The following is a 24223-nucleotide window of genomic DNA, read 5'->3' as shown; positions in this document are numbered from 1 at the left end:
TCCGCCCCCGGTTGTCAGCCCGAGGTTGTCAGCCCCGGTTGTCAGCCCGCGCGCGCGGCCGCCAGGACCGCCGCACAGATCCGCGCCACGTCCTCGTCCCCGGTGACGTAGGGCGGCATGATGTACACCAGATCACGGAACGGGCGCAGCCACACACCCGCCCCCACCGCGGCCCGGGTGGCCGCGGCCATGTCGACCTGGTGGTCGAGCTGGACGACACCGATCGCCCCGAGCACGCGCACGTCCCGTACGCCCGGCAGTGCGGCGGCGGGCGCCAGTCCGTCGAGCAGTCCGGCTTCGATGCGTTTGACCTCGCCCGCCCAGTCCTGCGACAGCAGCAGGTCGATCGAGGCACAGGCGACGGCCGCCGCGAGCGGGTTGCCCATGAACGTCGGGCCGTGCGCGAGCACCGGGACCTCGCCGCGCGAGATGCCGTCGGCGACCCGGGTGGTGCACAACGTCGCCGCCATCGTCAGATAACCGCCGGTCAGCGCCTTGCCCAGACACATCACGTCGGGGGAGACACCGGCGTGCTCCGCCGCGAAGAGGGCGCCGGTGCGGCCGAAGCCGGTGGCGATCTCGTCGAAGACCAGCAGCACGTCGTGCTCGTCGCACGCCTCGCGCAGCACCCGCAGATAGGCGGGCGAGTGGAACCGCATCCCGCCGGCGCCCTGCACCACCGGCTCGACGATGACCGCCGCCAGCTCGTCGGCGTGACGGCCGATCAGCTCGCGCAGATGGGCCACGTAGCGCGGGTCGGGCCCGGCGTCGAAACCGGACGGCGGCGCGTCGGCGAAGACCTGCCGGGGGAGCGCCCCCGACCACAGTTCGTGCATCCCGCCTTCGGGGTCGCACACCGACATCGGCTGCCAGGTGTCCCCGTGGTAACCGCCGCGCCAGGTGAGCAGCCGCTGCTTGGCCGGCCGGCCAAGCGAACGCCAGTACTGCAGGCACATCTTGATCGCGACCTCGACCGACACCGAGCCGGAGTCGGCGAGGAAGACATGGCGCAGCGGCTCCGGGGTGATCTCCACCAAACGCGCCGCGAGCCGGACGGCGGGCTCATGGGTGAGCCCGCCGAACATCACATGGCTGACCCGGCCGAGCTGGCCGCGCGCCGCCTCGTTGAGGACCGGGTGGTTGTAGCCGTGGATCGCCGACCACCAGGACGCCATGCCGTCGATCAGCTCGGTCCTGCCCTCCGCCGGGGCGGCCAGCCGCAGCCGGACCCCGGACGCCGATGCGACGATCAGCGGCTCCTGACGGCCGGGCATCGGCCCGTACGGATGCCAGACGTGCTCCCGGTCCAGCGCCAGCAGCGCGTCGGGAGTCAGCGCCTCCGGGGCCGGCGGCGCGGTGAGGGGCTCAGGCATTGGGCGGCAGGTCCGTTCCCGCGCCCCGCCGGCGGACGGCGACCAGCCCGGTGCGGGCGGCACCCGCCGGGACGGGCTCCTGGGCCGGTGCGCCCGCGGGCTCCGCCACCGGCTCGGGCGCGCTCTGCGCAGCGCCGCCACAGGGACCGCAGCCCCCGCCGTCGGCGTGCGAACCGCAGCCCGCGTCCTCGCTCTGGGAGCCACAGCCGCCACCCGCTTCGTGCGAGCCGCAGCCGCCGCCGGCGTGCGCCACGTCCGCGCGGTGCTGCGGGAGGGTGACCGTACCCGCACCCTCCACCTCGAAGCCGGCGTCGGCGATCATGTCGAGGTCGGCCTGGCCGGCCTGGCCCTCGCTGGTCAGATAGTCGCCCAGGAAGATCGAGTTCACCAGGTGCAGCGCGAGCGGCTGCAGGGTGCGCAGGTGCACCTCGCGGCCGCCGGCGAGCCGGACCTCCACGTCGGGGCAGACGAACCGCACCATCGCCAGGATCCGCAGGGCGCGCTGCGGGGTGAGGTTCCACTCCTCGGCCAGCGGGGTGCCCTCGAACGGGATGAGGAAGTTGACCGGCACCGAGTCCGGGTCCAGCTCGCGCAGCGCGAAGACCACGTCCACGAGGTCGGCGTCGGTCTCGCCCATGCCCGCGATCAGACCGGAGCACGCGGACAGCCCGGCGGCCTGCGCCTGCTGCACGGTGTCCACCCGGTCGGCGTACGTGTGCGTGGTGGTGATGCCCTCGTACGTCGCCTCGGAGGTGTTCAGGTTGTGGTTGTACGCGTCCGCGCCGGCATCGCGCAGCCGGTCCGCCTGCCCGGCGGAGAGCAGGCCCAGGCACGCACAGACCTCGATGCCCTCGTTCTGCTCCTTGATCGCCTCGATGGTCCGGGAGACCCGGTCCACATCGCGGTCCGTGGGACCGCGCCCGCTGGCGACCAGGCACACCCGCTTGGCCCCGCCCGCGACACCGGCCGTCGCGGCGGCCGCCGCCTCGTCCGGCTTGAGCCAGGTGTACTTCAGGATCCCGGCCGTGGAGCCGAGCCGCTGCGAGCAGTACGAGCAGTCCTCCGGGCACAGCCCGGACTTGAGGTTGACCAGGTAGTTGAGCTTCACACGGCGCCCGAACCACTGGCGCCGCACCTTGCCGGCCGCGGTCACCACATCGAGCAGGTCATCGTCGGAGGTCGCCAGTACGGCAAGCGCCTCATCCCGGGTGGGCAGCTCTCGGCGCAGCCCCTTGTCCACCAGCGTGTTCAGCAGATCCATAGGGGCGATCCTGGCCCACCGAGGGGCCGAGAGCCAATGATGGACCGCACAACAGGGGTGGCTACAGGTGTGTGTATCGCCACACCCTGTCCGGGCGGCCCGACCAGTACGTTGCTGCCAGGCCCACCCGCACCTCCGCACCGCCCCGCCGGACCCCCCTGGCGGACCCGCCCGAGCCTGCCCCGCCGACCCCAGGGACCCCGATGAGCCGCGACCCGTTCGACTGGATCGACGCCCACGCCGAGCGGCGCCGCGAGGCCGGTCTCGTCCGCACCCTGCGACCGCGGCAGGCGGAGTCGGCGCTGCTGGACCTGGCGGGCAACGACTACCTCGGGCTGGCCCGGCACCCCCGGGTGACCCGGGCCGGGGCCGACGCCTGTCTGCTGTGGGGCGCGGGCTCCACCGGCTCCCGGCTGGTCACCGGTACCACCGAGCTGCACACCGAACTGGAGGCGGAGCTCGCCGCCTTCTGCGGGTTCGAGGCCGCCCTGGTCTTCGCCTCGGGCTACGCCGCGAACCTGGCCGCCGTCACCGCGCTGACCGGGCCCGGCACGCTCATCGTCTCCGACACCTCCAACCACGCCTCGCTCATCGACGGCTGCCGGCTGTCGCGCGCGGACACCGAGGTCGTCGCGCACCGCGACACGGAAGCGGTGCGCAAGGCGCTGGACGCGCACGACGGGCCCGCCGTCGTCGTCTCCGACTCGGTCTTCTCCGTCGACGGCGACGCGGCCCCGCTCGCCGGACTGGCCGCCGCCTGCCGCGAGCACGGCGCCGCGCTGCTCGTCGACGACGCCCACGGACTGGGCGTCCTGGGCGAGGGCGGGCGGGGCGCGGCCTGGGCCGCGGGGCTGGCCGGCGCGCCCGATGTGGTCGTCACCGCCACGCTCTCGAAATCGCTGGGCAGCCAGGGCGGCGTGGTGCTCGGGCCGGCCCGGGTGATCGAGCACCTGGTGAACGCCGCCCGCACCTTCATCTTCGACACCGGGCTCGCGCCCGCCGCGGCGGGCGCCGCCCTCGGCGCGCTGCGGCTGCTGCGTGATGAGCCGGAGCGTGCGGAGCGGGCCCGCGCGGTGGCCCTGCAGCTGTACGACCGGCTGACCGCGGCGGGGCTGCGGTCGGCCCGGCCGGACGCCTGTGTCGTCGCGGTGCGTGCTCCGTCGGCCGGGGAGGCGCTGCAGTGGGCGGCGGACTGCAGGACCGCCGGCCTGGCGGTGGGGTGCTTCCGCCCGCCGTCGGTGCCCGACGGCATCTCGCGGCTGCGGCTGACCGCCCGCGGCGACCTGACGGATCAGCAGATCGCCGAGGCGGTCGAGGTGATCGTGCGCACCGCGCCGCGGGATTCAGCCCGGTCCGGCGAACTCACCGGCGCGTAGCGCCCGTACGAAGTCGTCCCAGGCGGCCGGCGCGAACAGCAGCGCCGGTCCCTGAGGGTTCTTGGAGTCGCGTACGGCCAGCGGTCCTGCGGACAACCGGGCCGTTTCGACGCAATTGTTGGCCGCGGTGCTGTAGCTGCTGCGCTGCCACCGCGCCGCACAAAGCGTTGTGCTGGAGGAAACGTACCGAGGCAGTACCGGCATATGGTGCCTCCTTACGCGCCTTTGCTGTTCCCGGAGCCGATCCAGGAGTCGCTCCCGGAGCCGATCCCGGAAATGAACGCCAATGAGTCGTCGTACGACAGGGCGTGGGAGCGCAATCGGTCGAACGCGGCGCTGTACGCCCTGAGATCCTCTTGTCGATCCACATAGAGACTACTCGTCAAATGGTCGATAACAACAACGTCCAGATCGGCGATGAGCGGGAATGAGAAGATTACGAAAGATCCCGTAACACCTATGTGGCCGCCCGCGGCGAAGGGCAGAACCTGCAGCCGTATCCGCGGCATCCTGGCGGCTTCCGCGAGGTGCCGCAACTGCGCCCCCATGACCTGTTCTCCACCGACCTTGCGCCGCAGCACCGCCTCGTCGAGCAGAGCGTGCAGCTCCAGCGGGGAATCCTGCTCCAGCACGGCCTGCCGGGCCGTCCGCACCTCGACCAGGGCGTCGACCTCCCGTGCCCCGAGCCGCGGGAGGACCGACCGGGTGAGCGCGCGGGCGTACGCCGGGGTCTGCAACAGGCCGGGCACCACGCTGTTCTCCATGGTGCGCGCCCGGCAGGCGCCGGTTTCCAGACTGATGAAGTCGCGGTACTCCGGGGGCAGTACGTCGCGGAAGTCGTGCCACCAGCCGCGCTGGGTACCCTTCCCGGCCAAGGTCGCCAGCAGGTCGCGCAGTTCACGGTCGCGGACCCCGTAGATGTCCAGCAGGCAGGCCACGTCCTCCGGCCGCGCGCTGCTGCGGCCGGTCTCGACACGGCTCACCTTCGACTGGTGCCAGCCGGCCCTGCGGGCGGCCTCGCCGCTCGTCATCCCGGCCAGATCGCGTTGCCGCCGGAGTTCCGCTCCGAGCTTTCGGCGTCGTACCGCGGGGATCTGTTGCATCGCGCGCCGCTCCTCCTGAAGGGACTTTTCAGACCGTCACCAGTGCGACAGTCTGCGCCTGAATACGTTCTCGCGTAGCAGGGTTCACCGCTTTGAGCGACAGATATATGCATATCGCTGTGGATCGGCCGCATTAGCGGCACCATAGGTGGCACTCTGGCGCGAAGTAGCCGTCCGCGGCTCCCTGCGGGCAGACCGCACGACGGAGTCTCGGGGCACGGCGGGAAAGGGACAGCGTCGCCATGGCAGACCTCCAGGAAGCATCCGTCACCCTGCCGAGCGACCCCGCCTCGGTCACCACGGCTCGCCGGTACGTGTGCGGGCTGCTGGCGGACTGGGGGATGCCGGAGAACGCGCCCGCCGTCGACGCGGTGCGGCTGATCGTCTCCGAACTCGCCACCAACGCCGTGCTGCACACGCTCGGCCAGTCACCCACCTTCACCGTGGACGTCCAGCTGGAGCGGTCCGAGCACCTGCGGATCGGGGTCACCGACAGCCATCCGCGCTGGCCGCAGCGGCTGCCGGCCGCCGTCCAGCAGGACAACGGGCGCGGCATGGTCATCATCCGCCACCTCACCGCGGAATCCGGCGGCCGGCTCTCGGTCACCCCCACGCCGGACGGCGGCAAGACCGTCTGGATCATGCTCCCCTGGGCGGTTCCGGTGCAGTGAGCGGTGCGACGCGGCCGGTGCGCCGTGACCGGTGTGCCGTGATCGGGGCCCGGGAGACCGGACCGGGACGTCAGCCCTGGGCCGCGACCAGGAGCGCCTCCGCACCCACCGGGACGTATCCGGCGGCCAGGAAGGCGCGCACGCTGGCGGCGTTGCCCGGGGCGATCTGGGCCCACAGCGGACGGCCGTCGGGCACCAGGTGGCGGGCGGCGCGGGCGAGGCGGCGGCCCAGACCCGTTCCGCGCGCGCCGGGGTCGACCTCCAGGGCCGCTTCCCAGCGGCCGCCGACGCCCCGGCCGATCAGTACGGTGCCGCCAGGTGTCGTCCAGGCCCGTACATCGTCACGGCGCCGCAGCGCGCGGGCGATCCGCGGATGGGCGCGGTCGGTGGCCGGCTCCAGTCGCAGATCCGGCGGCCCCGGCAGCGGCCGGGCGAGCAGCATCATGTCGATGTTCTCCACCCGCCGGCCGACGCGCCGGCCCAGGGCGTCCAGGAACGCGGGGCTGAGCGGTGCGGCGAGATCGCCGGGGGCCAGCAGGCCGCGCATCCAGTCGTGGTCGGTATCGGTGAACAGGACGGCGTGCGCGGCGAAGGAGAAGACCCCGGCGTCCCGCTCCGAAGGCTGCGGCACCATGGTCACCCCGCCGTCCGGGGAGGGCAGGACGCCCTGTTCCACGTCGGCCAGGATCCGCGGCAGACTCATGCCTGCGCTGCTTCAGCCGCCTGCGTCGCCTCGGCCGCCGCCCGGGCGCGTTCGGGGGCGCTGCGCTCGACGCAGAACTCGTTGCCCTCCGGGTCGGCCATGTACACCCATCCCGTTCCGTCCGGCCTCCGCTGGTCACTGACCACGGTTGCGCCCAGCCCCGCCAGCCGTTCGACCGTCTCGTCGCGGGTACCGGTGGGCGGCTGGATGTCCAGGTGCACCCGGTTCTTGGCCGACTTGCCCTCGGGCACCCGGATGAACAGCAGTCCGGGGACGCCCGGTTGGCCCGGATCGATGAGCACCTCGGCGTCGCCCGGGTCGGAGTCCTCCAGCGCGTAGCCGGTCAGCTCGGCCCAGAACACGGCGAGGCGGTACGGATCGGCGGCGTCGAAGGTGATGTGGTGGACGGGGTTGAGATAGGTCATATACGGCTCCCGGCCGGTGGGTTGGTCCCAAACGGGGTCAACATAGCCGTCAGGCGGGCGTCCTTGCCGGGAATATCGGCCCGCCCCGCGCAACGGCCGCGCGGGTCCGGGGCGTCCGGGCCCCGCGCGCCGTCAGCGGACCCGGCCGTACCAGACACTGCCGGTCCAGATCTTCTCCAGCCGGACCCGGGTGCCGGTCTTGGGGGCGTGCCAGATCTTGCCGCTGCCGGCGTAGATGCCGACGTGGTAGACGCTGCTGCCGGTGTGGAAGAACACCAGGTCGCCGACCTGTCGGCTCGACGCCGTGATGTGCTTGGTGCTGTTGTACTGGGCGCCGGTGGTGCGGGGCAGCTTCTTGCCGGCCTTGTTGAACGAGTACAGGGTGAGTCCTGAGCAGTCGAAGCGGTTCGGCCCCGCGGCACCGTACTGGTACGGCGAGCCCTTCTTCGACGCTGCGATGCTCAGGGCCTTGGCGGAGACGGTGGCCGCGTCGGCGTGGGTGGCGGTGGCCGGCAGCAGGGCGGGGACCGCGACAGCGGCGGCGGTGAGGACCGAGGCGGCCCCCAGACGGGACAGACGTGTGGACATGCCGGACCTGGCCATGCGAAACCCTTCGTCGTCCGCTTGCGAAGGATGACCTGTCGGGTTCGGGCAGGCGAAGAATCCCGGCCGCTGACGCGGCTTCACCCCAAGGGGACGGCCTGGATACCGCTGGGCCGGCCCCGTCGTGCCTGGGTCCTCCGTTCCTGCCGTTGCAGTGTCGACCGGGCATCCGGGCGGCGGCAGGATTGGGCGTCCGCTCGGACCGCCCCACCACGGCGGCGGGGTCTTGTCGTCGAAGGGAGCATGACTCACGAATGCGCTCGGATCGGTACACAAACGGCTTTATGTGATTCTCATCACCCATCACCTATTCGGGTGGACGGAACGCCGGCCGCTGCCGTTTCCGCCCGGGCGCACGCCGGTTGACCTGGGGCGGAGGCAATGACCGTGACGGGCGGACGTCGCAAGTCGGTGCTGCAACATCCACCCGTCACGCGCAAGGGTGACTACTCCGAACGTGCGGGCGGATGTCGCCCCGATGGGCCGTCAGTGGTCCGGCTGCGGCGGGACGGTCACCAGGGACGCCCGCCGCTCGCCGTCCAGGACGCGCAGCGCCCTGCCCAGCGTGCCCGTGTGCACCTCGGTCTCGCCGCGGTCGTGCATCACCGCCAGTGCCTCGCGCAGCGCCGTCGCCCTGCCGACCAGGGCCTGGGCGGCGCGCAGCGCGCCGTAGGTGTCGCGGGAACGGGACGGGTTGATCCGTCCCAGCAGGTCCACGATCTCCAGATAGCGGTCGACGAGTTCGCCCTCGGAACGCGTCAGGGCCGGCAGCGGCGGCGGTTCCGGCACCACCGGTGTCACCGGATGCCGTGCGCGGTGCCGCTGGTCTTCCGGCTGAGGGTGACCCGGTCGACGATTCCGTAGGCCAGCGCCTGCGTGGCGTCGAGGATCATGTCGCGCTCGATGTCGGCGCTGACCCGCTCGGGCTCCTTGCCGGTGTGCCGCACCAGCAGCGCCTCCAACTGCTCCCGGGTGCGCAGCAGTTCCCGGGCCTGGATCTCCAGGTCTGCGATGGTGCCCTGTACGGCCTGGCCGAAGGACGGCTGGTGGATGAGGACCCGCGCGCCCGGCGTGATCATGCGCTTCCCGGGCGCGCCGGCGGCGAGCAGCACGGCGGCGGCCGAGGCCGCCTGGCCGATGCAGACCGTCGACACGTCGCAGGTCACGAACTGCATCGTGTCGTAGATCGCGGTCATGGCGGTGAACGAGCCGCCGGGGGAGTTGATGTACAGCGAGATGTCCTGCCCGGGTGCCGAGCTCTCCAGATGGATGAACTGCGCCATGACGTCGTTGGCGGAGGTGTCGTCGATCTGCGTCCCGAGGATGACGACGCGTTCCTGCAGCAGCTTGGAGTACGGGTCCATGGTGCGGGTCCCGGAGCTGGTGCGTTCGGTGAACTCGGGCAGGACGTAGCGGGCGGTGGGTCGGATCATGGCGGCACCTCCATGTAAAAAATGTACAGGACGTACATCTCGATATGATGGGGAGCATGGCCCATGAAGTCCCGGTGACACAAGCGCGTGCGGAGCTCGCGGAACTGATCAACCGCGTTGTCTACGGCGGTGAGCAGGTGGTGCTGACGCGCCACGGCAAGCCGCTCGTCGCCCTGGTCTCCGCCGCTGACCTGCAGCGACTGCGCGATCTTGATGCGGCGGCCGAGGAGCCGGTGATCAGCACGGTCTCCTCGTTCGGCTCCCGGGCGTCCGCCACGGGCGAACGCCGCCGCTTCGGCATCGCCGCGGAACACCGCGGCCCGGACGCCGGGGATCGGCGTCCGGGCCGCGAATGAGACGGTCGGAGCGGTCGTCGTGCATGAGGTGCGGTGCGCACTGCCGGGCGCGCGCCCGTGCGGTGCGCGCTCAGTGCGTCAGAAGGTCAGCTTCCAGCTGTTGATGTAGCCGGTGTCGGCGCGGGCGACGTCCTGGACCTTGAGCTTCCAGACGCCGTTGGCGACCTCGCTTGAGGCGTTGACGGTGTAGGTGGCGACCACGTTGTCCGCGGAGTCCGACCCGCTGGAGTTCTTCAGCCGGTAGGCGGTGCCGTCGGGGGCGACCAGGTCGATGACCAGGTCACCGCGGTAGGTGTGGACGATGTTGACGCCCACCTGCAGAGCGCTGGGCGCATTGCCCGCGATGCCGCTGACGGTGACCGGCGAGGTGACCGCGGCGCCCGCGTCCGGGATGGCGACGTCCGTGGTGTTCTCGAAGACCGTGCCGGTCGGCGGTGTCGTGGTCCCGGTGCTCAGATTCCAGACCGCGTACGCGATGGCGTCGCTGTTGTTGTCCAGCGCGCTGTCGTTGAGGTTGGCGGAGGTGTCGCACGAGCGGTGGTAGCAGGCGTCGAACGCCTGGCCCGAGGTGCCGCCCCACTTCTGCGCCTGTGCGGCGGTCTTGGTGTAGTCCGCGCCGCTGAAGAGCCCGCCGACCGGCACGCCCGCGTCCTTGAAGGGGGCGTGGTCGGACCGGCCGTCGCCCTCGGTCTCGATCTCGGTCGGGATGCCCTTGGAGGCGAAGAAGTTCTTGAAGACGGTCTCGAGCGCCGCGTTGTCGTCGTAGACGAAGTACCCGGGGTTGGGCGAGCCGATCATGTCGAAGTTGAGATAGGCGTCGATCTTCGACCGCTCGGCGGCCGGCAGGTTGTTGACGTAGTAGGTGGAGCCGACCATCCCCAGCTCCTCCGCGCCGAACCAGCCGAAGCGCAGGTGCTTGGTGGGCTGCAGCCCGGCGCGCGAGACGGCGAGGGCGACCTCCAGCGTGCCGGCGGTTCCGGAGCCGTTGTCGTTGATGCCGGGGCCGGCGGTGACGGAGTCCAGATGCGCGCCGTTCATCACCACGTGGTTGGCGTCGCCGCCCGGCCAGTCGGCTATCAGGTTGTAGCCGGTGGAACCACTGGAAGTGAACTGCTGGATGGTGGTGGTGTAGCCGGCCGCGTCCAGCTTGCCCTTGACGTAGTCGAGGGAGGCCTTGTAGCCGGGCCGCCCGTGGGCGCGGTTTCCGCTGTTGGCGGTGGCGATGGACTGCAGTTGGGTCAGGTGCGCCTTGACGTTGGCGACCGGGATGTCCGGTGCGGCGACGGTCGGCGCGGGGGTGGCCGGGGCGGTGGCCGCGGCAGTGGCCGCGGGCGATGCGCTGATGAGGGCCGCCGAGAGCGCGGTGACCGCGCCGATGGCGGTCAGGGCATGGCGCAGCGTCAGTCTTGTGGACACGTGGTGCTCCGTTTTCCGTGGTGGGGGCGCGGAACGAACGAGGCACGCCGCGGCGTCGACCGCGGCGCGCAGGAGCGTCTTCTGGCCAGAAGTCTCTTTGATGCGGACATGATGATCCGGCGGTCCTGAAGGAGGCGTCAAGGGCGATAACCGGACAGGAAGTTCCGGTGAACGGACGAAGCCAGGCAAAGGCGTTGCAAAAGACCCGCAAAGACGGTGTAGGGGCCCAAGTTCTCACCTGCTGCCCGGGGCGCGTTGCCGGCTCTGGCCGGGGCGCTGTGCGTAACGTGAGTTAACGCCGGTGAAACGCCGCCGAACTATCGTTCCGCACCCGATCGACTGTGAGGTGTGGCCGTGCAACTGACCCCCCATGAGCAGGAGCGCCTGCTCATCCACGTCGCCGCCGACGTGGCGGACCGGCGCCGCGCGCGCGGTCTACGGCTCAACCACCCCGAGTCCATCGCGCTGATCACCGCGCACATCCTCGAAGGCGCCCGCGACGGCCGCACCGTCGCCGACCTGATGGCCTCGGGCCGCACGGTGCTGAGCCGGGCCGACGTCATGGACGGCATCCCCGAGATGATCCCGGACGTGCAGGTCGAGGCCACCTTCCCCGACGGGACCAAGCTGGTCACCGTGCACGACCCGATCGTCTGACGAGGAGGCCCCACCGATGATCCCCGGAGAGATCCTCCACGCGGACGAGCCCGTACCGCTCAACGCCGGAAAGCCCGTCACCCGGCTGACGGTGCTCAACACCGCCGACCGTCCGGTCCAGGTCGGCTCCCACTACCACTTCGCCGAGACCAACCCCGGTCTGGACTTCGACCGCGCGGCCGCCCACGGCCTGCGGCTGTCCATCGCCGCCGGCACCGCGGTGCGCTTCGAGCCGGGCATCCCGGTCGCGGTGGAGCTGGTCCCCATCGGCGGTGCGCGCATCGTCGCCGGGCTGCGCGGCGAGACCGCGGGAGCCCTCGATGGCTGAACTCACCCGCGCCGTATACGCCGACCTGTTCGGCCCGACGGCGGGCGACCGGATCCGGCTCGCCGACACCGACCTGCTGATCGAGGTCGAACGGGATCTGTCCGGCGGCCCGGCCGGCTCCGGCGACGAGGTGGTCTTCGGCGGCGGGAAGGTGATCCGCGAGTCCATGGGCCAGTCCCGGGCGACCCGCGCGGAAGGCACCCCCGACACCGTCATCACCGGCGCGGTCGTCCTGGACCACTGGGGCGTCGTCAAGGCGGACATCGGCATCCGGGACGGCCGTATCACCGCGATCGGCAAGGCCGGAAACCCCGAGACGATGGACGGCGTGCATCCGGACCTGGTGATCGGACCCGAGACCGAGATCATCGCGGGCAACGGCAGGATCCTCACCGCCGGAGCGGTCGACGCGCACGTCCACTTCATTTCACCGACCGTCGTCGACCAGGCCCTGTCCGCCGGGGTGACGACCATCGTCGGCGGCGGCACCGGCCCCGCCGAGGGCACCAGGGCCACCACCATCACCCCCGGACCCTGGCACCTGGCCCGGATGTTCGCGGCGCTGGAGGCGTATCCGGTCAACATAGGACTGCTCGGCAAGGGCAACACGGTGTCGTCCGAGGCGATGTACAGCCAGCTGCGCGGCGGCGCCGTGGGATTCAAGATCCATGAGGACTGGGGGGCGACCCCGGCCGCCATCGACGCCTGTCTGACGGTGTGCGACGCCACCGGAGCCCAGCTCGCCATCCACACCGACACCCTGAACGAGGCCGGCTTCGTCGAGGACACCCTCGCCGCCATCGCCGGCCGCGGCATCCACGCCTACCACACCGAAGGTGCGGGCGGCGGGCACGCACCCGACATCATCACCGTCGTCTCCCGGCCCAACGTGCTGCCGTCCTCGACCAATCCCACCCGGCCGCACACCGTCAACACCGTCGAGGAGCACCTCGACATGCTGATGGTCTGCCATCACCTCAACCCGGCCGTCCCCGAGGACCTCGCCTTCGCGGAATCGCGCATCAGGCCCTCGACGATCGCCGCCGAGGACTTCCTGCACGACCTCGGCGCGATCAGCATCATCAGCTCCGACTCCCAGGCCATGGGGCGGGTCGGCGAGGTCGTGCTGCGGACCTGGCAGACCGCGCACGTGATGAAGAAGCGCCGTGGATCCCTGCCCGGGGACGGGCGCGCTGACAACCACCGGGCTCGTCGCTATGTCGCCAAATACACCATCAACCCGGCGGTCGCGCAGGGCCTGGACCAGGAGATCGGCTCGGTCGAGACCGGAAAGCTCGCCGACCTCGTCCTGTGGGAACCGGCGTTCTTCGGCGTCAAGCCGCTGCTCGTCATCAAGGGCGGCCAGATCGCCTACGCGCAGATGGGCGACGCCAACGCCTCCATCCCCACCCCCCAACCGGTGCTGCCCCGGCCCATGTTCGGCGCCGTCGGACGTGCCCCGGCCGCCAACTCCTTCAACTTCACCACCCACACCGCGCTCGACGACGGACTCCCGGACCGGCTCGGCCTCGGCAAGCGGTTCCTGCCGATCCGCAGCACCCGGGCGCTGACCAAGGCCGACATGCGGGAGAACGACGCCCTGCCGCGCGTCGAGGTCGACCCCGACACCTTCACCGTGCGCATCGACGGCGAGGTCGTCGAACCGGCCCCCGCCGCCGAACTGCCCATGGCCCAGCGTTACTTCCTCTTCTGATGACGTCGAGTGCCACGGTGCCCACGACGGCACCGGCCCCCGCCGCCAGGGCCGCGCTGCTGATGCTGGCCGACGGACGGTTCCCGGCCGGCGGTCACGCCCACTCCGGCGGTGGCGAGGCGGCCGTCACCGCCGGCCTCATCCATGACCCGGCCAGTCTCGCCGCCTTCTGCCGGGGCCGGCTGCACACCTCGGGGCTGGTGGCCGCCGCGCTCGCCGCGGCGGCCTGCGCGGGTCTCGACCCGCTGCTGCTCGACGCCGCCGCCGACGCCCGCACCCCGTCACCCGCGCTGCGCGCCACCGCCCGCAAGCTCGGCCGGCAACTGATGCGCGCCGCGCGGGCCGCCTGGCCCGCCGCGGAACTCGACCGGCTCGCCGCCGCCCGCCCGCGCGGCGCACATCAGCCGATCGTGCTCGGCGTCACCGCCCGCGCCGCGGGCCTGACCCCACTGGACGCGGCGCACGTGGCGGCCTACGAAGCCGTCACCGGCCCGACCACCGCCGCCGTCCGGCTGCTCGGCCTCGACCCCTTCTCCGTCGGCGCCGTCCTGGCCCGCCTCGCCCCCGAACTCGACGCCGTGGCCGAACGCGCCGCCCTGGCCGCCGCCCGCGCCGCGACGGAAGGGCTCGAAGCCCTGCCCGCCGCGTCCGCGCCGCTGCTCGACCTCCACGCCGAGCAGCACGCGGCCTGGCCCGTCCGGCTCTTCGCCTCCTGACCCCGGGACGACCGCGAACCTTCCTGCCGTCCGCCGCCATCCGACCGACCGACCGACCCCGGAGCCGACCATGCACCTCGACCACCCGGACACCTACCCCGAGCGCTACACCTACGGCACCCCCGCCCGGCGCCCCGACGGCACCCGCCGGGCCCTGCGGGTGGGCCTCGGCGGCCCCGTCGGCTCCGGCAAGACCGCCACCGTCGCCGCGCTCTGCCGCCGGTTGCGCGACGAGCTGTCCATCGCGGTGGTCACCAACGACATCTACACCCGTGAGGACGCCGAGTTCCTGCTGCGCCACGCGGTGCTGCCCCCGGAGCGCATCAGCGCGGTGGAGACCGGTGCCTGCCCGCACACCGCGATCCGCGACGACATCTCCGCCAACCTCGAAGCCGTCGAGGACCTGGAGGACGCGGTCGGGCCGCTGGACCTCGTCCTGGTCGAGTCGGGCGGCGACAACCTCACCGCCACGTTCTCCAAGGGCCTGGTGGACGCACAGATCTTCGTCATCGACGTCGCGGGCGGCGACAAGATCCCGCGCAAGGGCGGGCCCGGCGTGACCACTTCGGACCTGCTGGTCGTCAACAAGACCGACCTCGCCCCGCTGGTCGGCGCCGACCTCGGCGTCATGGCCCGCGACGCCAAGGCCCAGCGCGGCGACCTCCCGGTCGTCTTCACCGCGCTGACCGCCGAGGACGGCATCGCCCCGGTCGCCGGCTGGATCCGCGAGCGGCTCGCCGCCTGGACCGCGGACCGGACATGACCGCCGCTGTCACGGGCGGGTCGCGCGCCGGCGGGGTGGGCGCCGCCGCCCGCATCGCCGCCGTGGCCGACGGGTGCGGCGGGACCGTGCTGCCGGTGCTCGCCGGCGACGGTCCGTTCGCGCTGCGCCGTACGCGGGCCACCGGCCGCGGCGCCCAGGTCACGGTCATCGGCGCGATGAGCGCCCCGCTGGGCGGCGACCGGCTGGAGCTGTCCGCCGAGGTGGGCGCGGGCGCCGAGCTGACGGTGACCAGCGCGGCCGCGACCATCTCGCTGCCGGGCACGTCCGGTGAACCCGCCACGTACGACGTGCGGTTGGTCGTCGGCCAGGACGCGGTCCTGCGCTGGCTGCCCGAGCAGGTCATCGCGGCCGCGGGCAGCGACCTGCGGATGACCACCCGTGTCGAGCTCGCGGCGGGCGCCCGGCTCGTCTACCGCGACGAGCAGGTGCTCGGCCGCGCGGGGGAGCGGCCCGGGCGGCTCACCACCCGGCTGACCGTGCACCGCGCAGGGGAGCTCCTGCTGGACCAGGAGCTGTCGTTCGGTCCCGGCGTCCCGGGCTGGGACGGTCCCGCGGTCGTGCACCGGTACCGTGCCGTCGGCCAACTCCTCGTCGTGTCGCCCGACTTCGCCCATGAGCCGCCGGCGGCCGCACTCCTCGCGGCGGACCCCGACGGCGGCCAGGCCGTCAGCACCCCGCTCGCCGGTCCCGCCGTCCTGGTCACGGCCGTGGCGCCCGACGCGTTGTGCCTGCGCCGGTTGCTCGACAAGGCGATGCGAACGGTGCTGCCGAACGGTGACGGTTCCGGTGCCCACCACCCGCAGACCGCCGCGGCCGAACGCGTTAGCGTGGCCCGATGAGCACTTCGATCAACGACGCAGCGGTACCGGCCCCGTCCCCCGGCCGCGAAGGCCCCACCGCGACGCGCGAGGCACAGCCCCACGAGGCCGGACCGGTACGGACGACGTACGCGCCCGACCGCGACGGCGACCCGGATCCCGGCGAAATCGTCTGGACGTGGGTGCCGTTCGAAGAGAACGACGGCCGCGGCAAGGACCGCCCGGTGCTGGTCGTGGCCCGCGAGTCGGCCGGCACGCTGCTGGCCGTCCAGCTGTCCAGCAAGCGCCATGACGAGGACCGCGAATGGGTGCCGATCGGCACCGGATCCTGGGACGCGGCCGGCCGCGAGTCCTGGGTCGACCTCGACCGGGTGCTGCGCGTGCACCCCGACGGGATGCGCCGGGAGGCCTGCGCGCTGGACCGTCCGCGCTTCGACCGCGTGGTGGGACGGCTGACGGAACGCTACGGCTGGAGCTGACCTCGCCCGCGCCGCAGCCCCGCACTCGCGGGCCCGCCGGGGCCGTCAGATCGCACACCATGTCACGTATTGGTAAAGAATCGCCGGTGTGACCTGTTCACAGGCACCTCACAGCCGAAAGGATCCTTTCGAATCTCTGTGATCACCGTGACCACAAGTCGCGGGTCAGTAGGGGGAGGAACTCCTTGAGACGCACTGTTGTGCTCGTCTCCACCGGCGCTCTCATAGCGGGCGCCATAGCCGCCGCTCCGGCGGCCACCGCCGGAGACAAGCGGCCCACCGGCCAGCACCAGCCGAGCGGACTCGCCGAGTCCATCGGCGTGGAGATCGCGGCCGCCCGTGCGGCCCAGAAGGGCATCGACTGGGCCACGTGTCCGGCCGACTGGGGCATCCCGGCCCCTGTCCAATGCGGCTACGTCACCGTTCCGGTGGACTACGCCAGGCCGTTCGGCAAGACCATCAAGATCGCGGTCGACCGGGCCGGCAGCACCGGCACCCCGGCCGAGCGCCAGGGCGCACTGCTCTACAACCCCGGCGGCCCCGGCGGTTCGGGCCTGCGGTTCCCGCTCCGGATCACCAACAAGTCGGCGCTGTGGGTGAACACCGCCAAGGCGTACGACTTCGTGGGCTTCGACCCGCGCGGCGTCGGCCACTCGGCGCCGATCTCCTGCCAGGACCCGCAGGAGTACGTGAAGGCCCCCAAGGCCGACCCGGTGCCCAGCAGTACGGCGGACAAGACCGCGCAGCGCAAGCTCGCCGCCGCGTACGCCAAGGGCTGCCTGGAGCGCACCGGCGCGCAGATGCTCTCGCAGATGACGACGGCCAACACGGCCCGCGACATCGACGTGGTGCGTGCCGCCCTGCACGAGAAGAAGCTGAACTACATCGGCGTCTCCTACGGCACCTACCTCGGTGGCGTGTACGCGACGCTCTTCCCGACCCATGTGCGCCGCATGATCATCGACAGTGTGGTCAACCCGGACGACGACCAGGTCTGGTACCAGAACAACCTGGACCAGGACGTGGCCTTCCAGGGCCGCTGGGACGACTGGAAGGCGTGGGTCGCCAAGTACGACTCCGTCTACCACATCGGTGACACCCCGGCGAAGGTGCAGACGCAGTGGGAAGCCCTGCGCGCCGCCGCCAAGGCGAACCCGATCGGCGGGGTCGTCGGCCCGGCCGAGCTGCTCGGCTTCTTCCAGGGCGCGGCGTACTACGACTCGTCGTGGGCGACCGTCGCGGGCGTGTGGAGCAAGTACCGCGCGGGTGACACCCAGGCGCTCGTCGGTGCCGCGGGACCGGACATGTCCGACACCGCCGGCAACATCTCGTCGGAGAACGGCACCGCGGTGTACACTGCGGTGGAGTGCACCGACACCAAGTGGCCGACCAGCTGGAAGAAGTGGGACCGTGACAACACGGAGCTCCACCAGAAGTACCCCTTCCTGACCTGGTCCAACGCCTGGATGAACCTGCCGTGCGCCACCTGGGGCGTCAAGCAGCAGACCCCGGTCGACGTACGGTCGCACCGCGGGCTGCCCGGTGTCCTCATCGTGCAGAGCACCCGTGACGCGGCCACGCCGTACACCGGGGCTCTCGAGATGCACCGGCGTCTGCAGGGCTCGCAGCTCATCACGGAGAACGGCGCCGGCTCGCACGGCGTCACCGGCCTGGTCAACCCGTGCATCAACAGCCGGGTGGACGACTACCTGATCAAGGGCAAGCTCGACGGCCACGACGTCGTGTGCACTCCGCACGCCGTACCGGTCCCCGCCGCTTCCTAGGTCTCCCGGCTCGGTCGGAAACACCTCGCCCCGGTCCGTCATGGACCGGGGCGAGGTCGTTCCCGGATGTCGCGACGGGCCGGGGTCAGCGGAGCAGTTTGCGTTTCGCGCGCTCGAACTCCGGCCGGGTCAGCAGGCCGCGCTTCATCAGCCCCGCGAGCCGCTCCAGCTCGTCCGCCAGCGAGACGGGCGGCGGCGCGGCGGGCGTTCTGGGGGCCCGGGACTGCTTGCCGATCGCGGCCTCGACGGCCCGGCACAGGACCTCGAAATCCGCCTGCTGCTCCTTGCCGAAGGTCACCGAGGAATCGGTTCTGGGGGCAGGGCCGCTGCCGGTGCCTACCGTGTTCCCGCCCAGCAGGATGAAGCGGATGCTCCCGTAGCCGGTCCAGCCGGGGGCCTTCCAGCGGACGGCGCCGATCCCGGCGACCGGCAGCCGCTCCACCCGCTTGCCCAGCAGGCCGGGCCGCCGGATCGTCACCTGCTCACCGTCGAAATCGACGTGCACATTCCTGCTGCTGGCATCCATGTCGCCCCCTGAGCGCCGATGGACCGGCATCCTTCCACGGCGCAGGTCCGCGTGGGGCGATACGACGAATCGGACGGGCCCGGCGGGCGGACCGCCGCCCGCGTGTCGCGGGGGACCCCGGCGGAGCGGGTAACTTGGCTGGATCATCCAGGCGAGGCGAAGGCACAGCGATGGCGAAGCTCAACGGCAAGATCAAGTGGTTCAACCCGGGGAAGGGCTTCGGTTTCATCACCCCGGCCGACGGCGGCGCTGACGTCTTCGTCCACGGCAAGAACATCGAGGGCAACGTCGCCGACGACAAAGCGGTGGAGTACGAGCTCGGCGACGGCCCCAAGGGCCCGCACGCGCTGAACGTGAAGGTCGTCTAGCCGCCGCTGCGGTCGGTGCGCCCGGCGGATCGGCTGCTCCTACAGCAGTACGAACATCGCGGCGCTCGCCGCGCCGACCGAGGCGCCGGCCACGGTCTGCGCGACGGAATGGTAGGTCAGCGCGACGCGCGACCAGCACACGGCGGCGACCAGCACATAGCCGAGCAGCCACCAGGGCGAGGCGACGACGGCGAGCAGCGCGACGACGCCGGAGGCCACCGCCGAGTCCACGCTGATCTTCCAGACCGCGTTCACGACCAGCAGGACGACGGTCACCGCCCACAGCGAGACCATCGCGATGAGGATGTCGGTCGGCGCGTGGGCCAGGAGCATCACCGCTGCACCGATCCCGATGGAGCCGAGGATGACGGCGAAGATCGGTGCCCGCTGCGTACGGTCCACCACATGCCGGTCGCCCCAGGTGCCGCGCTTGCGCTCCCACTCGATGTAGGCGGCCGGGACGACCCCGGCGCACAGCGCCGCGAACAGCCCCCACGCCGCACCGCTCAGGTTGCCCCCCGCGGCGGTCCCGAGACCGACCAGGCCGGCGAGCAGGGCGTTGCGGGGCTGCAGGACATCGGTGACGATGCGCGCCGTGGCCTCCAGCCTCGTACGGGCCGCTCCACGGGCACGACGGACTGCTGTGACGGGCTGCTGTGGGGCCGTCGCGGAGGTTTCGGCGGCCGGGGTTTCGGCGGCGTCGCATTCGGCGGCGGGGGATTTGATCAAGTGGCGCACCAGGTCAGGGTAGAGCCATCCCCCCGTGGCCGGGACGCGCGGGCCGACCTGTGTCGCGGAGCGCTCCAGCGGTCACTCGGGGCGGGCCTGTACCTCGGGCCCGCCACCACGCCAGTCGATGAGCGGATGGTCCTCGAGCTCCACATCGTCCAGACCGGCCCGGCGCAGGAACTCCACGATGTCCGGGAGCGAGTACGCGCGGCCGACCGGCGTGCCGCCGATCGTCACCCGCCGTGTGCCGTTCTCCAGCGGGTGGACGACGACCTGCTGTGCTTCTGGATCCATATCCCTAGGCTGCGTGTTCGAGCGGCCCGGCGCATCTCTTGTGGCGTATTGGGTTCACTCCCTTCACTCCTTTCAATCGCCGGCCAGGTCACGGCGGCGGAAACCGGTCAGTCCCACGGCCGCCGCCATGGCAGCGACCACGACGAGCCAGAGGTACGGCGCCGCCTCCTGATGCCCGCCCGGCGCCTTGGGCAGATGGGTGAAGGGGGAGAGATCCAGCATCAGCTGGGGGAGGTGGAGGACGGGTCCGAGCTGTCCGCACAGCAGGAAGGCGGCGAAGATCCCCCAGGCCGCCGCTGAGGCCTTCGGTATCCAGCCGAAGAGAACCAGGGCCAGCGCCGCGGTGACCCACACCGCCGGAGCCTGGGCCAGTGCCGCTCCGGTCAGCGCGGGCAGTCGCCCGCTGATGTCGCCGATGGTGGCGCCGTAGGCCAGCCCCGCGGACACTCCGCCGACCGTGAGCAGCACGAGCGTGCCGAAGGCGGGGAAGACCAGGTGGCTGCAGGCCCAGCGCACCCGGCCGACGGCGTTGGCCAGCAGGGGTTCCGCCAGCCGGCCGGTCTCTTCCGAGCGCAGCCGCAACGTGCTCTGTACGGCGTAGGCCGCGGCGAGCATTCCGAGCAGTCCCATGGCGGTGGCGAAGAAGGAGTCGGTCAGGGCGCCTGGTCCCCCCATGCGGCGGACCATGTCGCCCAGTTGCGCGTTGTCCTCGACGATGCCGGAGATCGAGTTGCCCACCGAGCCGTAGAGCGCTCCCGCGACGGCGAAGCCGGCGGCCCAGCTGTACAGGGCGCCGCGCTGCAGCCGCCAGGCGAGGGCGAACGGGCCGTTCAGCGACGCCGCGCCCTCGGCCGGCCCGGGGCGGGCGGGGAGCAGCCCGGCACCCAGGTCACGTCTCGCCACCAGGACGTAGCCGGCCCCGGTCGTGACCGCGGTGAAGGCGGCCACGAGCCCGAGCACCCACCACCGGTCCCCGGCGAACGGCCGGAGGTTCTCGGTCCAGCCGAGCGGCGAGGCCCACACGAGGGGCGAAGCGGCGTCCGCCGACGCCGCGTCCCCGGCGGCGCGGAGCAGGAACGCGAGCCCCAGCACGGCCCCGGCAAGCCCCTTGGCGACCCGGGCGCTCGCGGTGAGCTGGGCGGTGACCGCCGCGACACCCGCGAACATCAGCCCGCTGGCGGCGAGAGCGAGGCCCAGGGCGGCCGATCCGGCGACCGACTGGCCGAGCACCGTCAGTGCGGCGCCGACGATCAGCGCGAGGGCCGCATTGGCCGTCAGAGCGGTCAGCAGTCCCGCGGTGAGCGGCGCCCGCCGTCCCACCACACCGGAGCTGAGCAGTTCCTGGCGGCCGCTCTCCTCCTCCTCGCGGGTGTGCCGGACCACGATGAGGATGCTCATCAGACCGGTCAGCGCGGCGCCGATACATCCCATCCGCCACGCGGTGAGCGCACCGGTGCTCTCCCCGCTGAACGCCGGCCCGTACAGCGCCCGCAGGGAACTGTTGACGTTCATGCCGCGGGCGAAATCCGTCCGCTCCTTGAGCGTGCCGTACAACTTCTCCAGGGAGAGGCAGCTGCTGAGCACCGCGGTGGTCAGGGCGTAGACCCAGGCCGGGATCATGATCCGGTCCCGGCGCAGCGCCAGCCGGGTCAGCACCCCGGTGCCGGTGGCGGTGCCCGTGCCGTGCACCGGGACGCCCACGTCGGTGGAGCTCATCGGGCCACCGCTTCCGGCACGGCCTGGTAGTGGCGCAGGAAGAGCTCTTCCAGAGTCGGCGGCCGGCTCGTCAGGCTGCGCACCCCGGACTCGCCGAGCTGCCGCAGGACGGCGTCGAGTTGATCGGTGTCGACCTGCAGACTGACCCGGTGCCCCCGGACGTCGAGGCCGTGCACTCCGGGCAGGTCCGCCAACCCGTGCGGGGAGCCGCCGAGTTCGGCGGTGATCGCGGTACGGGTGAGATGGCGCAGTTCGTCGAGGGTGCCGGTTTCGACGGTGTGCCCCTGGCGGATGATGCTGACCCGGTCGCACAGTGCCTCGACCTCGCTGAGGATGTGGCTCGAAAGCAGCACGGTGACGCCGCGCTCGCGGGCGTCGGTCACGCACTCCTGGAACACCTCCTCCATCAGGGGGTCCAGACCCGACGTCGGCTCGTCCAGGATGAGCAGCTCCGCCTCCGCCGCGAACGCCGCGACCAGTGCGACCTTCTGCCGGTTGCCCTTGGAGTAGGCCCGCCCCTTGGTGGTGGGGTCGAGCTGGAAGCGGTCCAGCAACCGGGCTCTGCGGTCGGTGTTCAGACCGCCGCGGAGCCGGCCCAGCAGATCGATGGCCTCACCACCGCTGAGATTGCGCCACAGGGTGACATCGCCGGGCACGTAGGCGATCCGGCGGTGCAGGGCGACCGCGTCCCGCCAGGGATTTCCGCCGAGCAGCCGGGCGGTGCCGCCGTCCGGGCGCAACAGGCCGAGCAGGACACGGATCGCGGTCGACTTCCCCGCGCCGTTCGGTCCGAGGAAACCGTGCACCTCCCCCGTGCGGACACTGAGGTCGAGCCCGTCCAGAGCATGGGTGCGGCCGAACGACTTGTGGAGTGCGGCCACGCTGATTGCCGTCGTCATGATTCTGAACGTACAGTAGATTCACAAAGTTGTGAAGATAGAGAATTGTATAAACTTCGGACCGGGCAGGCGGCCGACAACCGGCCGGGCGGCAACGGGCCAGGCGGTAGCCGTCCGGCGGGCGATCGGGAGGCGGACATGGCACAGGAGCAGAGCCACAGCGAAGGCGCGGGGGTGCTGACGTTCGTCGAGCGGTTCGCCGCCGAGCTGGTCGAGGCCGGCATGCCGCGCATGCCCGGCCGGGTCTTCGCCGCCCTGATCGCCTCGGAGCAGGGCGCGCTGACCTCCGCGGAACTGAGCGAACGCCTCCAGGTCAGCCCTGCGGCGGTCTCCGGCGCGGTCCGCTACCTCGCCCAGGTCGGCATGATCGGCCGCGAGCGCGATCCCGGTTCGCGCCGCGAGCGCTACCGGCTGCACAACGACCAGTGGTACGAGACGTTCACCCGCCGGGACGCGATCATCGGCCGGTGGGAGCACACCCTGCGCGCCGGCGTCGAGGCGCTCGGCCCCGGCACCCAGGCCGGCTCCCGCATCGAGGAGACCGCGGAGTTCTTCGCGTTCCTGCAGAAGGAACTCCACTCGATGATGGACCGCTGGCGCGACCACAAGGAACAGCTCCGCGACCACAAGGACCAGCTCCGCGACCACAAGGACCAGCTCCACGAGCCCCAGGACCAGCTCCACGAGCCCCAGGCATAGCTCTGCGGGCGTCACCGAGCACGTCACCGGTGGCGCCCCTCAGACCGCGTCGTCGTCCCGGATCCGGATGAACCGTACGGTCGCCTGCCGTCCCGTCCGCACCCGGACCTCGACCAACGGGCCGTCGCGCACCGGTCGCAGGGGCGATCCGTCCTCGTCCCTGACCTCAGGACCGAGCAGCCCGGCGACCGCCGCCGCGATCCGCCCGGCGGCGACCGGGTCGAGACGGGGTGAGGTCTGAGCGCGGGTCGCGTCGTCGAACTCGACCAGCACCGAGTCGGGGCGCCGCCCGGAGCCGATGACGCCGACCAGCCGGGCGTCGACGGTCTCGGCGTGCCGCACCTTGATCCACCCCGGCCGGGCGCCGGGCCGGTACGCGGAGCCGAGCCCCTTGCAGACCAGGCCCTCCACGCCGTGCGGCACCAGGGTCTCGTACCAGTCCAGCGCCACCGCGCGATCCGTGGTCGCCAGCACGGTCTGCACCTGCGGTCCCAGGTCGCGCAGCGCCGTGCGCAGTAGCTTCCAGCGGTCGGCGAGCGGTAGGTCCCGAATGTCGTTGCCGGGGACGGCGAGGCAGTCGAAGGCGACGTACGCCACGGCGATGCCCGCCGCACGGCGCTGCGCGTCGGGGCGCAGCAGCTCGGTGAAGGCGAACTTCCCGTCGGCCCAGGCGCAGATCTCGCCGTCGAGGACGAGCCCGGCGGGCAGCGCCCGGGTGAGGGCGGCGGCGATGCCGGGGAACTCGGCGGCGATGTCGCGCCCGGAGCGGGTCTGCAGGACCGTGCGGTCACCGAGGGCGAACGCGACGGCGCGGAAGCCGTCCAGCTTGACGCTGTACTGCACTCCGCCGGGCAGCGCGTCCTCGGCCGGGATGTCGGCTTCCGTGCGGGGGCGCATCACGTCGACCCGCGGCCGCAGGACGACCGGATCCGGACGGTTCACGAGGGCCGCCGAACCAGGGGCCGCCTCACCAGGGGCCGCCTCGTGAGGGC

29 protein-coding genes and 1 riboswitch are annotated in these 24223 nt (G+C 72.0%); of the genes, 13 read left to right on the top strand and 16 right to left on the bottom strand.

The features are described from left to right. Window positions 1-41: 41 nt before the first annotated feature. Together LNW72_RS05515 and bioB are read right to left on the bottom strand one after the other, a co-directional pair. A complete protein-coding gene (locus LNW72_RS05515; RefSeq protein ID WP_250974328.1) occupies window positions 42-1373 on the bottom strand; it encodes an adenosylmethionine--8-amino-7-oxononanoate transaminase in 1332 nt (443 codons plus the stop codon). Further along, a complete protein-coding gene (gene bioB / locus LNW72_RS05510) occupies window positions 1366-2634 on the bottom strand; it encodes a biotin synthase BioB (RefSeq protein WP_250974327.1) in 1269 nt (422 codons plus the stop codon). The genes LNW72_RS05515 and bioB overlap by 8 nt, the downstream gene beginning before the upstream one ends. A 203-nt stretch (window positions 2635-2837) precedes the next feature. On the opposite strand from bioB, the gene LNW72_RS05505 reads away from it, so the two are divergent. After that, window positions 2838-4010 (top strand): 8-amino-7-oxononanoate synthase, encoded by a 1173-nt coding sequence (locus LNW72_RS05505; RefSeq protein WP_250974326.1) that lies wholly within the window; start codon window positions 2838-2840, stop codon window positions 4008-4010. Here LNW72_RS05505 and LNW72_RS05500 read toward each other — a convergent pair. Continuing rightward, the gene (locus LNW72_RS05500; RefSeq protein ID WP_250974325.1) at window positions 3978-4214 is read right to left on the bottom strand and encodes a DUF397 domain-containing protein; all 237 of its coding nucleotides are present in this window, start codon (window positions 4212-4214) and stop codon (window positions 3978-3980) included. The two genes, LNW72_RS05505 and LNW72_RS05500, sit on opposite strands and share 33 nt — an antisense overlap. Window positions 4215-4225: 11 nt before the next feature. Next, on the bottom strand, window positions 4226-5113 hold the full coding sequence (locus LNW72_RS05495; RefSeq protein WP_250974324.1) for a helix-turn-helix transcriptional regulator: 888 nt from the start codon (window positions 5111-5113) through the stop codon (window positions 4226-4228). A gap of 242 nt (window positions 5114-5355) precedes the next feature. Between LNW72_RS05495 and LNW72_RS05490 the strand changes: the two genes are divergently transcribed. Continuing rightward, window positions 5356-5784 carry an ATP-binding protein gene (locus LNW72_RS05490; protein ID WP_138354507.1) on the top strand — a complete coding sequence of 143 codons (429 nt, stop codon included), beginning with the start codon at window positions 5356-5358 and terminating at the stop codon, window positions 5782-5784. A gap of 70 nt (window positions 5785-5854) precedes the next feature. Here LNW72_RS05490 and LNW72_RS05485 read toward each other — a convergent pair whose 3' ends face one another. From LNW72_RS05485 to LNW72_RS05465, 5 genes are all read right to left on the bottom strand, one after another. After that, window positions 5855-6487, bottom strand: a complete 633-nt coding sequence (locus tag LNW72_RS05485) for a GNAT family N-acetyltransferase (protein ID WP_250974323.1) — start codon at window positions 6485-6487, stop codon at window positions 5855-5857. Then, a complete protein-coding gene (locus LNW72_RS05480; RefSeq protein WP_250974322.1) occupies window positions 6484-6912 on the bottom strand; it encodes a VOC family protein in 429 nt (142 codons plus the stop codon). The genes LNW72_RS05485 and LNW72_RS05480 overlap by 4 nt, the downstream gene beginning before the upstream one ends. A gap of 132 nt (window positions 6913-7044) precedes the next feature. Continuing rightward, window positions 7045-7500: an NlpC/P60 family protein gene (locus tag LNW72_RS05475; protein ID WP_250974321.1), complete on the bottom strand. Its 456-nt coding sequence runs from the start codon at window positions 7498-7500 to the stop codon at window positions 7045-7047. 18 nt (window positions 7501-7518) lie between these two features. After that, window positions 7519-7682, bottom strand: a riboswitch (cyclic di-AMP (ydaO/yuaA leader). Window positions 7683-8001: 319 nt separating this feature from the next. Continuing rightward, complete coding sequence (locus LNW72_RS05470) at window positions 8002-8307, bottom strand: hypothetical protein (RefSeq protein WP_250974320.1); 306 nt, start codon at window positions 8305-8307, stop codon at window positions 8002-8004. Window positions 8308-8312: 5 nt separating this feature from the next. Next, on the bottom strand, window positions 8313-8948 hold the full coding sequence (locus LNW72_RS05465; RefSeq protein ID WP_250974319.1) for an ATP-dependent Clp protease proteolytic subunit: 636 nt from the start codon (window positions 8946-8948) through the stop codon (window positions 8313-8315). A gap of 56 nt (window positions 8949-9004) precedes the next feature. Here LNW72_RS05465 and LNW72_RS05460 point away from each other — a divergent pair, with 56 nt between their 5' ends. Then, window positions 9005-9304 carry a type II toxin-antitoxin system Phd/YefM family antitoxin gene (locus tag LNW72_RS05460; RefSeq protein ID WP_250974318.1) on the top strand — a complete coding sequence of 100 codons (300 nt, stop codon included), beginning with the start codon at window positions 9005-9007 and terminating at the stop codon, window positions 9302-9304. 78 nt (window positions 9305-9382) lie between these two features. Here the strand turns inward: LNW72_RS05460 and LNW72_RS05455 are convergent, their stop codons facing one another. Next, window positions 9383-10702 carry a M28 family metallopeptidase gene (locus tag LNW72_RS05455; protein ID WP_285370070.1) on the bottom strand — a complete coding sequence of 440 codons (1320 nt, stop codon included), beginning with the start codon at window positions 10700-10702 and terminating at the stop codon, window positions 9383-9385. 372 nt (window positions 10703-11074) lie between these two features. On the opposite strand from LNW72_RS05455, the gene LNW72_RS05450 reads away from it, so the two are divergent. The 8 genes from LNW72_RS05450 to LNW72_RS05415 all read left to right on the top strand — a co-directional run bounded on the left by LNW72_RS05450 (window position 11075) and on the right by LNW72_RS05415 (window position 18000). Further along, window positions 11075-11377 carry an urease subunit gamma gene (locus LNW72_RS05450; RefSeq protein ID WP_250974316.1) on the top strand — a complete coding sequence of 101 codons (303 nt, stop codon included), beginning with the start codon at window positions 11075-11077 and terminating at the stop codon, window positions 11375-11377. A 16-nt stretch (window positions 11378-11393) separates the two neighbouring features. Then, window positions 11394-11705, top strand: a complete 312-nt coding sequence (locus LNW72_RS05445) for an urease subunit beta (RefSeq protein WP_250974315.1) — start codon at window positions 11394-11396, stop codon at window positions 11703-11705. Further along, the gene (locus LNW72_RS05440) at window positions 11698-13419 is read left to right on the top strand and encodes an urease subunit alpha (protein ID WP_250974314.1); all 1722 of its coding nucleotides are present in this window, start codon (window positions 11698-11700) and stop codon (window positions 13417-13419) included. The genes LNW72_RS05445 and LNW72_RS05440 overlap by 8 nt, the downstream gene beginning before the upstream one ends. Continuing rightward, window positions 13419-14135 carry an urease accessory protein UreF gene (locus LNW72_RS05435; protein ID WP_250974313.1) on the top strand — a complete coding sequence of 239 codons (717 nt, stop codon included), beginning with the start codon at window positions 13419-13421 and terminating at the stop codon, window positions 14133-14135. Before LNW72_RS05440 ends, LNW72_RS05435 begins: the two co-directional genes overlap by 1 nt. Window positions 14136-14205: 70 nt before the next feature. Next, window positions 14206-14898 carry an urease accessory protein UreG gene (gene ureG, locus LNW72_RS05430; RefSeq protein ID WP_250974312.1) on the top strand — a complete coding sequence of 231 codons (693 nt, stop codon included), beginning with the start codon at window positions 14206-14208 and terminating at the stop codon, window positions 14896-14898. Next, the gene (locus LNW72_RS05425) at window positions 14895-15758 is read left to right on the top strand and encodes an urease accessory protein UreD (protein WP_250974311.1); all 864 of its coding nucleotides are present in this window, start codon (window positions 14895-14897) and stop codon (window positions 15756-15758) included. Before ureG ends, LNW72_RS05425 begins: the two co-directional genes overlap by 4 nt. Next, the gene (locus LNW72_RS05420) at window positions 15755-16216 is read left to right on the top strand and encodes a type II toxin-antitoxin system PemK/MazF family toxin (protein WP_250974310.1); all 462 of its coding nucleotides are present in this window, start codon (window positions 15755-15757) and stop codon (window positions 16214-16216) included. The genes LNW72_RS05425 and LNW72_RS05420 overlap by 4 nt, the downstream gene beginning before the upstream one ends. Window positions 16217-16401: 185 nt before the next feature. After that, the gene (locus tag LNW72_RS05415; RefSeq protein WP_250974309.1) at window positions 16402-18000 is read left to right on the top strand and encodes an alpha/beta hydrolase; all 1599 of its coding nucleotides are present in this window, start codon (window positions 16402-16404) and stop codon (window positions 17998-18000) included. 85 nt (window positions 18001-18085) lie between these two features. Here the strand turns inward: LNW72_RS05415 and LNW72_RS05410 are convergent, their stop codons facing one another. Then, a complete protein-coding gene (locus LNW72_RS05410) occupies window positions 18086-18526 on the bottom strand; it encodes a DUF4429 domain-containing protein (protein ID WP_250974308.1) in 441 nt (146 codons plus the stop codon). Window positions 18527-18696: 170 nt separating this feature from the next. Between LNW72_RS05410 and LNW72_RS05405 the strand changes: the two genes are divergently transcribed. Beyond that, complete coding sequence (locus tag LNW72_RS05405; RefSeq protein WP_250974307.1) at window positions 18697-18894, top strand: cold shock domain-containing protein; 198 nt, start codon at window positions 18697-18699, stop codon at window positions 18892-18894. Between the two features lie 39 nt (window positions 18895-18933). Here the strand turns inward: LNW72_RS05405 and LNW72_RS05400 are convergent, their stop codons facing one another. The 4 genes from LNW72_RS05400 to LNW72_RS05385 all read right to left on the bottom strand — a co-directional run bounded on the left by LNW72_RS05400 (window position 18934) and on the right by LNW72_RS05385 (window position 22532). Next, on the bottom strand, window positions 18934-19500 hold the full coding sequence (locus LNW72_RS05400) for a hypothetical protein (protein WP_250980031.1): 567 nt from the start codon (window positions 19498-19500) through the stop codon (window positions 18934-18936). A gap of 204 nt (window positions 19501-19704) precedes the next feature. Next, the gene (locus LNW72_RS05395) at window positions 19705-19917 is read right to left on the bottom strand and encodes a hypothetical protein (RefSeq protein WP_250974306.1); all 213 of its coding nucleotides are present in this window, start codon (window positions 19915-19917) and stop codon (window positions 19705-19707) included. 72 nt (window positions 19918-19989) lie between these two features. Continuing rightward, on the bottom strand, window positions 19990-21633 hold the full coding sequence (locus LNW72_RS05390; protein ID WP_250974305.1) for an ABC transporter permease: 1644 nt from the start codon (window positions 21631-21633) through the stop codon (window positions 19990-19992). Then, window positions 21630-22532, bottom strand: a complete 903-nt coding sequence (locus LNW72_RS05385; RefSeq protein WP_250974304.1) for an ABC transporter ATP-binding protein — start codon at window positions 22530-22532, stop codon at window positions 21630-21632. The genes LNW72_RS05390 and LNW72_RS05385 overlap by 4 nt, the downstream gene beginning before the upstream one ends. A 138-nt stretch (window positions 22533-22670) precedes the next feature. Here LNW72_RS05385 and LNW72_RS05380 point away from each other — a divergent pair, with 138 nt between their 5' ends. Further along, window positions 22671-23231 (top strand): MarR family transcriptional regulator, encoded by a 561-nt coding sequence (locus tag LNW72_RS05380; protein WP_250974303.1) that lies wholly within the window; start codon window positions 22671-22673, stop codon window positions 23229-23231. 39 nt (window positions 23232-23270) lie between these two features. Here the strand turns inward: LNW72_RS05380 and LNW72_RS05375 are convergent, their stop codons facing one another. Then, window positions 23271-24173, bottom strand: a complete 903-nt coding sequence (locus tag LNW72_RS05375) for a DNA ligase (RefSeq protein WP_250974302.1) — start codon at window positions 24171-24173, stop codon at window positions 23271-23273. Window positions 24174-24223 lie beyond the last annotated feature (50 nt).

Source organism: Streptomyces sp. RKAG293, from assembly GCF_023701745.1.
Classification (GTDB): Bacteria; Actinomycetota; Actinomycetes; order Streptomycetales; family Streptomycetaceae; genus Actinacidiphila.
Note: the sequence above shows the minus strand (reverse complement) of the source record. Positions and strands in the feature narration are given on the sequence as shown.

Bases quoted from the DNA above. Each gene is read 5' to 3' on its own strand.
- LNW72_RS05515 (WP_250974328.1), bottom strand. From the start codon at position 1,373: ATGCCTGAGCCCCTCACCGCGCCGCCGGCCCCGGAGGCGCTGACTCCC.
- bioB (WP_250974327.1), bottom strand. From the start codon at position 2,634: ATGGATCTGCTGAACACGCTGGTGGACAAGGGGCTGCGCCGAGAGCTG.
- LNW72_RS05505 (WP_250974326.1), top strand. From the start codon at position 2,838: ATGAGCCGCGACCCGTTCGACTGGATCGACGCCCACGCCGAGCGGCGC.
- LNW72_RS05500 (WP_250974325.1), bottom strand. From the start codon at position 4,214: ATGCCGGTACTGCCTCGGTACGTTTCCTCCAGCACAACGCTTTGTGCG.
- LNW72_RS05495 (WP_250974324.1), bottom strand. From the start codon at position 5,113: ATGCAACAGATCCCCGCGGTACGACGCCGAAAGCTCGGAGCGGAACTC.
- LNW72_RS05490 (WP_138354507.1), top strand. From the start codon at position 5,356: ATGGCAGACCTCCAGGAAGCATCCGTCACCCTGCCGAGCGACCCCGCC.
- LNW72_RS05485 (WP_250974323.1), bottom strand. From the start codon at position 6,487: ATGAGTCTGCCGCGGATCCTGGCCGACGTGGAACAGGGCGTCCTGCCC.
- LNW72_RS05480 (WP_250974322.1), bottom strand. From the start codon at position 6,912: ATGACCTATCTCAACCCCGTCCACCACATCACCTTCGACGCCGCCGAT.
- LNW72_RS05475 (WP_250974321.1), bottom strand. From the start codon at position 7,500: ATGTCCACACGTCTGTCCCGTCTGGGGGCCGCCTCGGTCCTCACCGCC.
- LNW72_RS05465 (WP_250974319.1), bottom strand. From the start codon at position 8,948: ATGATCCGACCCACCGCCCGCTACGTCCTGCCCGAGTTCACCGAACGC.
- LNW72_RS05460 (WP_250974318.1), top strand. From the start codon at position 9,005: ATGGCCCATGAAGTCCCGGTGACACAAGCGCGTGCGGAGCTCGCGGAA.
- LNW72_RS05445 (WP_250974315.1), top strand. From the start codon at position 11,394: ATGATCCCCGGAGAGATCCTCCACGCGGACGAGCCCGTACCGCTCAAC.
- LNW72_RS05440 (WP_250974314.1), top strand. From the start codon at position 11,698: ATGGCTGAACTCACCCGCGCCGTATACGCCGACCTGTTCGGCCCGACG.
- LNW72_RS05435 (WP_250974313.1), top strand. From the start codon at position 13,419: ATGACGTCGAGTGCCACGGTGCCCACGACGGCACCGGCCCCCGCCGCC.
- ureG (WP_250974312.1), top strand. From the start codon at position 14,206: ATGCACCTCGACCACCCGGACACCTACCCCGAGCGCTACACCTACGGC.
- LNW72_RS05425 (WP_250974311.1), top strand. From the start codon at position 14,895: ATGACCGCCGCTGTCACGGGCGGGTCGCGCGCCGGCGGGGTGGGCGCC.
- LNW72_RS05420 (WP_250974310.1), top strand. From the start codon at position 15,755: ATGAGCACTTCGATCAACGACGCAGCGGTACCGGCCCCGTCCCCCGGC.
- LNW72_RS05410 (WP_250974308.1), bottom strand. From the start codon at position 18,526: ATGGATGCCAGCAGCAGGAATGTGCACGTCGATTTCGACGGTGAGCAG.
- LNW72_RS05405 (WP_250974307.1), top strand. From the start codon at position 18,697: ATGGCGAAGCTCAACGGCAAGATCAAGTGGTTCAACCCGGGGAAGGGC.
- LNW72_RS05395 (WP_250974306.1), bottom strand. From the start codon at position 19,917: ATGGATCCAGAAGCACAGCAGGTCGTCGTCCACCCGCTGGAGAACGGC.
- LNW72_RS05390 (WP_250974305.1), bottom strand. From the start codon at position 21,633: ATGAGCTCCACCGACGTGGGCGTCCCGGTGCACGGCACGGGCACCGCC.
- LNW72_RS05385 (WP_250974304.1), bottom strand. From the start codon at position 22,532: ATGACGACGGCAATCAGCGTGGCCGCACTCCACAAGTCGTTCGGCCGC.
- LNW72_RS05380 (WP_250974303.1), top strand. From the start codon at position 22,671: ATGGCACAGGAGCAGAGCCACAGCGAAGGCGCGGGGGTGCTGACGTTC.